General features: G+C 50.5%; 5 protein-coding genes and 1 pseudogene. 3 read left to right on the forward strand and 3 right to left on the reverse strand.

What is annotated here, in order from left to right:
- The first annotated feature begins 178 nt into the window (after positions 1-178).
- Positions 179-895, forward strand: a complete 717-nt coding sequence (locus DBY90_RS03150) for an S-methyl-5'-thioinosine phosphorylase (protein ID WP_070491506.1) — start codon at positions 179-181, stop codon at positions 893-895.
- Positions 896-987: 92 nt separating this feature from the next.
- Positions 988-1,113, forward strand: a pseudogene (locus DBY90_RS12655) (IS5/IS1182 family transposase); the annotation flags it as partial.
- Between the two features lie 133 nt (positions 1,114-1,246).
- On the opposite strand, the gene metE reads toward DBY90_RS12655, so the two are convergent.
- From metE to iscX, 3 genes are all read right to left on the reverse strand, one after another.
- The gene (metE, locus tag DBY90_RS03160; RefSeq protein ID WP_070492622.1) at positions 1,247-3,523 is read right to left on the reverse strand and encodes a 5-methyltetrahydropteroyltriglutamate--homocysteine S-methyltransferase; all 2,277 of its coding nucleotides are present in this window, start codon (positions 3,521-3,523) and stop codon (positions 1,247-1,249) included.
- Between the two features lie 135 nt (positions 3,524-3,658).
- A complete protein-coding gene (metF, locus tag DBY90_RS03165; RefSeq protein WP_070492623.1) occupies positions 3,659-4,537 on the reverse strand; it encodes a methylenetetrahydrofolate reductase in 879 nt (292 codons plus the stop codon).
- Between the two features lie 342 nt (positions 4,538-4,879).
- Positions 4,880-5,077: a Fe-S cluster assembly protein IscX gene (gene iscX, locus DBY90_RS03170; protein ID WP_003742471.1), complete on the reverse strand. Its 198-nt coding sequence runs from the start codon at positions 5,075-5,077 to the stop codon at positions 4,880-4,882.
- Positions 5,078-5,411: 334 nt separating this feature from the next.
- On the opposite strand from iscX, the gene DBY90_RS03175 reads away from it, so the two are divergent.
- The gene (locus DBY90_RS03175) at positions 5,412-6,020 is read left to right on the forward strand and encodes a hypothetical protein (protein ID WP_070492624.1); all 609 of its coding nucleotides are present in this window, start codon (positions 5,412-5,414) and stop codon (positions 6,018-6,020) included.
- The last annotated feature ends 309 nt before the right edge of the window (positions 6,021-6,329 follow it).

Here is a 6,329-nt window from a genome sequence, read left to right on the forward strand (position 1 = left end):
CTTTGGTTTATATCCGGTTTCCTGTCGATGTTGTTATGGGAATTTCTTCCCCTAGACGACGGATACAGCTTTCCGGAAAAAATGAAAGTATTAATCCTGTTTTCCATCATCATGGCTGTTTTGCAAACCTTTTTCTTTCCGACACTCACTCCCTGAAATCACTTACACAAAGGATAATATGTTAGCCATCATCGGCGGCAGCAGCCTGACCAAGCTGCCCGAACTGAGCATCACCGACCGCAAAATCGTCCGCACCCCCTACGGACTAACCAGCAGCCCCGTCTTAAGCGGCAAACTGGGCAGTCAGGACATCATTTTCCTCGCGCGGCACGGCTTCGGCCATACCGTCGCGCCGCACGAAATCAACTATCGCGCAAACATCTGGGCGTTGCATTCCATAGGTGCGGAATACATCGTCGCCGTTTCCTCCGTCATCAACATCAACGACCGCTTTGAAACCGGCGCGCTCGTTCTGCCCGACGACTTGATCGACTACACCTACGACCGCAAAGACACTTTTTTTGAAGGACAGGAAGAGCCGGTCGTACACACCGATTTTCTTGACCCCTACACCGCCGAACTGCGCGAAAAAATCGTCGAACACGCGCAACAGCACCAAATGCCTTTATACACCCAAGCCGTTTACGGCTGCCTGCAAGGACCGCGCTGGCCGACCCGCGCCGAAATCCAACGTTACCGCCGCGACGGTGTGGACGTATTGGGTATGACCGGAATGCCAGAAGCCGTCCTCGCCCGCGAACTGGGCATGAAATACGCCCACTTCTGCGGCATCACCAACATCCGCTGCCTCAGCGGCGAAGCGACAGATACAGGCTGCGACTTGGAAACCGAGCTTGCCGTTGAAAAAATCCGCCGCTTACTTGCGGGTTTGTAAATAACATCTTTTATGGAATGACTTTAAATACAGGACATGGAAATGAAACTGTGGGTAGCGTAAGCAGTACGAAGCTGATTCATCTGTTGTCTTATAGTGGATTAAATTTAAATCAGGACAAGGCGACGAAGCCGCAGACAGTGCAAATAGTACGGCAAGGCGAGGCAACGCCGTACTGGTTTAAATTTAATCCACTATATCGTTGGGGATCATCTTTCTGAAGCTTAGGTGAGGCAATGCCGTATTGCTTCAAAGTTAACCCACTATGTTTTTCCCTTGATTCTCTAAACCATAATATAAAAAGGTCGTCTGAAAATTTTCAGACGACCTTTTGATTACGCTAGTTCAAACTTATTTCGCCAATTCGGCACGCAGTTTGTGGGTAACGTTCATCATCACTTGGAGTTGTTCCAGAGTTTCTTTCCAACCGCGTGTTTTCAGACCGCAGTCCGGGTTCACCCACAGGCGTTCAACCGGTACGACTTCGATGGCTTTACGCAACAGGTGTTCTACTTCGGCTTCTGTCGGTACGCGTGGGCTGTGGATGTCGTAAACGCCCGGGCCGATGTCGTTCGGGTATTTGAATTCGCCGAACGCGGTCAACAGTTCCATGTCGGAACGTGAAGTTTCGATGGTAATCACGTCGGCGTCCATAGCGGCGATGGCAGGCAGGATGTCGTTGAACTCAGAGTAGCACATATGAGTGTGGATTTGGGTGCTGTCTTCGCAACCAGTAGAGGACAGGCGGAAAGATTCGCCGGCCCAGTTCAGGTAGGCATCCCAATCAGCGCGTTTCAAAGGTAGGCCTTCGCGGATGGCAGGTTCGTCAATTTGGATGACTTTGATGCCGGCTTTTTCCAAATCCAATACTTCGTCGTTCAGAGCCAGTGCGATTTGTTTGCACACGGTAGAGCGAGGAATGTCGTTGCGGACGAAAGACCATTGCAGGATAGTTACAGGACCAGTCAACATGCCTTTCATCGGGCGTTTGGTCAGGCTTTGTGCGTAAGTGGACCAAGCGACAGTCATGGCTTCAGGACGGCTTACGTCACCGAAGATGATAGGTGGTTTCACGCAGCGCGAACCGTAGCTTTGTACCCAGCCGTATTGGGTGAATGCAAAACCGCTCAACAGTTCGCCGAAGTATTCGACCATGTCGTTACGCTCGGCTTCGCCGTGTACCAGTACGTCCAAGTCCAGTTTTTCTTGCTCTTCAACCACCAAGGCGATTTCTTTTTTCATCGCGGCTTCGTAATCGGCGGCAGACAGTTCGCCTTTTTTGAAGGCTGCACGTGCTTGGCGGATTTCGGTAGTTTGCGGGAAAGAACCGATGTTGGTAGTCGGCAGCAGAGGCAGGTTCAACCATGCTTGTTGCGCTTTGATGCGGTCGGCAAACGGTGATTTGCGTTGGTCTGCGTTGGCAGGCAGGTCGGCAAGGCGTTTGGCGACGTCTGCACGGTGGATTTCGCTGCTGTTGGCGCGTGAATCAGCGGCAGCTTGGCTGGCGGCCAGTTCTTCGGCAACGGAATCACGGCCTTCGTTCAATGCGGCTTTCAGAACGCGCAATTCTTGGGTTTTTTGCAGGGTAAATGCCAACCAAGAGTAGAGGTCGGGTTTGTTGGCTTTCAGTTTTTCTTCAACTGACAAGTCAAATGGAGTGTGCAACAGCGAGCAAGAGCTGGAAATCCACAAACGGTCGCCCAGTTTGGCTTTCAGAGGCTCGACAGTTTCCAAAACTTTGTTCAGGTTGGCGCGCCAGATGTTGCGGCCGTCGATAACGCCGGCAGACAGGACTTTGTCGTAGTCGGCAAATGCGTCCAGTTGTTCGGGAGCGCGTACCAAGTCGATGTGCAGGCCGTCAACGGGCAGGGCTTTCAACAATGCGGCGTGTTCGGCAACAGAACCGAAGTAAGTGCTCAACAGGATTTTGGCGTTTACTTTGCTCAAAGTGGCGTAAACGTCTTTGTAGGCTTCCACCCATTCTTTAGGCAGGTCAACGGCCAAAGCAGGCTCGTCGATTTGAATCCATTCGGCACCGGCTTCAACCAAAGCGTTTAGGATTTCAACGTAAACGGGCAGCAGTTTTTGCAACAGGCTCAGGCGGTTGAATTCGACTGCGCCTTTTTCTTTACCGACCCACAGGAAGGTCAGCGGGCCGACGATGGTCGGTTTGGCTTTCAGACCCAAAGCTTGGGCTTCTTTCAGTTGTTGAACGTAGTGTTTGGCGTTTGCTTTGAATTCGGTATCGGCATGGAATTCAGGCACCAAGTAGTGATAGTTGGTGTCGAACCATTTGGTCATTTCGATGGCGAATTGGTCTTTGTTGCCGCGCGCCAGTTGGAAGAATTGTTCCAAAGACAGGTTTTGGCTGTCGAAGCCGAAACGGGCGGGAATCGCGCCGGTAGCGACTTGCAGGTCGAGGATGTGGTCGTAGAAAGTGAAATCGCCTACGGCAACGTAATCGGCGTTGGCAGCGGCTTGGTGTTTCCAGTTTTTTTCACGCAGGTCTTTGGCGACGTCGAGCAGCTCTTGTTCGCTGATTTCTTTGCGCCAGTATTTTTCTTGGGCGAATTTCAATTCACGGAAGGCGCCGACACGCGGGAAGCCTGAGAAATGTAATGTTGTCATGTTGAACTCTCCAGTTGGATTTTGTAAGGACCGGTTCAATCCGAATCGGTCGGTATTGTAAATCAGAATAGGGCGGATGGGGCGGCGTTTTGTTTTTCAGACGACCCCTGAGGTCGTCTGAAACCGTTTTCGGCTTTAGGGGCGCACGCCTAAAATATGGCAGATGGCGTAAGTCAGCTCGCTGCGGTTGAGCGTGTAGAAGTGGAAATCTTTCACGCCTTCGCGGGACAGGACTTTGACCATGTCGATGGCGATACTTGCCGCCACCAGATTGCGCGTGCCTTGGTCGTTGTCCAAGCCTTCATACATTTGCGACAGCCATTTCGGGATTTTGACGTTGGTTACTTGCGCCATTTTGCCGAGCTGCTTGAAGTTGGTAACAGGCAGGATGCCGGGAACGATTTCGACGTCAATGCCCAACATCACGCAGCGGTCGCGGAAGCGCAGGTAGCGTTCTACGTCGAAGAAGAATTGGGTGATGACGTGGTTTGCACCCGCATCGATTTTGCGCTTCAGATTGATCAGGTCGGCTTGTGCGGATTTCGCTTCGGGATGCACTTCGGGATATGCCGCTACGGAGATGTCGAAGTCGGCAACGGAGCGCAGGAGTTTGACCAAGTCTTCGGCGTAAAACGGTTTTTTCTCATAGCCGGGCGGCTCGTCGCCGCGCAGGGCGACAATACGGCGGATGCCGCTGTCCCAATAGTCTTTGGCGATTTGGCGCAATTCGTCGGGAGAAGCGTCGATGCCGGTCAGGTGCGGCGCGGCTTCCAAGCCGGTTTCTTGTTTGATGCGTTTGACGATGCTATGCGTACGGTCGCGTTCGCCGGAGTTGGCGCCGTAGGTTACGGATACGAACTTGGGATGGAGGGTTTGCAGGCGATGGATGGAGTCCCACAGCATGGTTTCCATTTGCTCGTTTTTCGGCGGGAAAAATTCGAACGAAACGTTGATGTCGCCTTTCAAATCGGAAAGGCTGTTATTTAACGCATTGATTTCTTTTGCGTAACTCATTGGCTGTGTACCTCGGTTGTCTTTTTTAAACGTTTTCAGGCTGGTATGATAAATTCGCCTTGTGTATGAGTCAAATTCAAAATTTTCAGAAAGTTTATGAATTATTTTAATGTGGATGCGGTTGACCCTGTTCCTATTTATGTGAGGACAGGCTGGGGGGAGAATACCTATTCAGAGATGTGGGAATATTTTGAAATTAAATAACTTTCAATGTTCGGTATTTCACTTGAACAGCGGCATCGACGGGATATTTCGCATTTGAATTTGCACGAAGCCCGTTAAAACGTCGTCTGAAAATTTTTCAGACGACGTCTTTGTCTTTAGCTTGCAAATGATACAGCCTCACTCAGCCTCTTCAATCCATGCCTGTTGCACGGCTTCGAGGATGCGCTCGCCGCAGCGTGCGGGATCGTCGTCGAAGTCAGGCAACGCCATAATCAGGTCGCGCAACTGGGTGAAGCGAACGGTTTTCGGGTCGATGCTGTCGCCGTGCAGGTCGTAGAGTTCTTCGGCGATGCGTTGGGTGTCTGTCCATTTCATGATGTCGTTCCTTTTGGAGTGTCCGAATTTTCGATTCGGGTTCAGTGGTAGGGGTATTTTAATGCTTCTATAAACCGAGCGGCAGGCTTTTGTTCAGCCGTTTTACGCAATGATAAGGCATACAGGGCAACGGGCGGTTTGGGTAAGCGCTTGTCTGCAATGCCAAATGCTTCCGAAATCGCACATGGTATTTTCCCATGTAATATTTTCATTTCAGACGCTTAAAACATTTTGCTGACTTTCACTTAGAAAAATTTACATTTTGTCATGCAACCAAATCATATGGAATGGATTCTTAAAGTAATCCATTACAGTATGAATAAGAGGAAAATTGATGAATAACACACTCAATGCCAAATTATCCAAACTTATTTACGCGCTCGCTTCCGACGACCCCAATTATCTTGCCAAAGCGGGCGTGTTCGACCGCCTGCTGCTGCTCATCCGCGAGTTTTATCAGATGCTGGACGAGAGCGAAGGGCTGAATCGGCTCTCGCTGCGCCTCCGTTATGGCAAGCGTTACGGCATGATTGCTTTGGATGCCGCCGCGCCTGGCGAAGATGCGGGCGCTTTGCGCTTGAAACGCTGGATGGTGTATTCGCGTATTGCGGAACGCATCGTCGGCTGCGGCAACGACTTGTCTGTCGCGCTTGACGATATGGTGGTAGAAAACGAAGAAGCGAAACAGCGTTATACAGATGCTGCAAACGAAATCATCAAACGCTTCGGCTTGGCGGGCTATGTACCCGAACCGCCGAAATCCGCGGCAACAGCGCAAAACGAGCCTGCGCCGAAATCCGAGCCTAAGAGCATCATTACCCGTCGCGGCAGCAGCCTCAGTATGCTCAATGCCAAAGGCAGAGTGGAAAGCTATCCCGTCGCCCAAACCACTGCTTCAATGAAAGTTTCCCGCTTAAGGTTTATTGTTCCCCGTTCCAAATAATGATTTGATGGCGATTTGACGGAAGGTCGTCTGAAAACAGTTGGTAAGGCAGTTTTCAGACGACCTTTTGTTTGGTTAAAAGTGGCGTAAGTAACAAAATGGAGGCTATTTCGGAGAACATTCTCCCTAAGTAACAAAATGGAGGCTGAGCCTAAGATTTAATTGAGAAATAATCCTTAATAAACCTAATCTTATTCTCCCTACTCATGCCGTGATGACACGCTAAAAGTCGTTTCATGTCCGAGAATGTGCCGTCAAGCAGATTGGTCGTATTCGGGATGTTTAAATCAGGATATTGCTCAAACACAA

Origin of the sequence: Neisseria mucosa (assembly GCF_003044445.1) — a bacterium.
Lineage (GTDB): Bacteria > Pseudomonadota > Gammaproteobacteria > Burkholderiales > Neisseriaceae > Neisseria > Neisseria mucosa_A.